Raw genomic sequence first — 435 nt, 5'->3', positions numbered from 1 at the left:
ACTGATACCCTCGCCAAGCATTGATATTTCATTTAGCTCACTAAATCCAATGTCTAAATATATTTCCTTATTGTTACCTATCGCAGATATTGCTATATCTACAATTCTGTCATCTATTTTTTTTAAGTTTTCTAGTATGTCTTTTTTCCTTTTTTGTGTTAGTAGGCTAGATACATTTGTAATTGTTGCCTCTTTGTTTATCTTTCTGGATGTTGTTATTATTGTTGCTGTCTTAAATTTATAATTAATCCCATCCCTTTCGTTTTTTATTTCGGATTTTATTTCTACGCCATCTTCTTTCAATTGCATAGAGAAAAGCTTATTGGAAACCCTGTTTTTCGCATTGGGTGTCTCGGTCACATTTATTTTTAAAGAGTTTACTGTGGCCTGAGAACCGATAGTTTGACGAGGTATGTTTTGGTTAGATAGTACGGT

1 pseudogene is annotated in these 435 nt (G+C 32.6%); it reads right to left on the bottom strand.

The window, feature by feature from the left end:
• A pseudogene (locus ACNQ0T_RS23225) lies at window positions 1-309 on the bottom strand (hypothetical protein); the annotation flags it as partial.
• Window positions 310-435: the final 126 nt, after the last annotated feature.

The organism is Enterobacter cloacae complex sp.6700776 (assembly GCF_048284255.1).
Lineage (GTDB): Bacteria > Pseudomonadota > Gammaproteobacteria > Enterobacterales > Enterobacteriaceae > Enterobacter > Enterobacter intestinihominis.
This window is presented reverse-complemented; position numbering and strand designations above follow the sequence as displayed.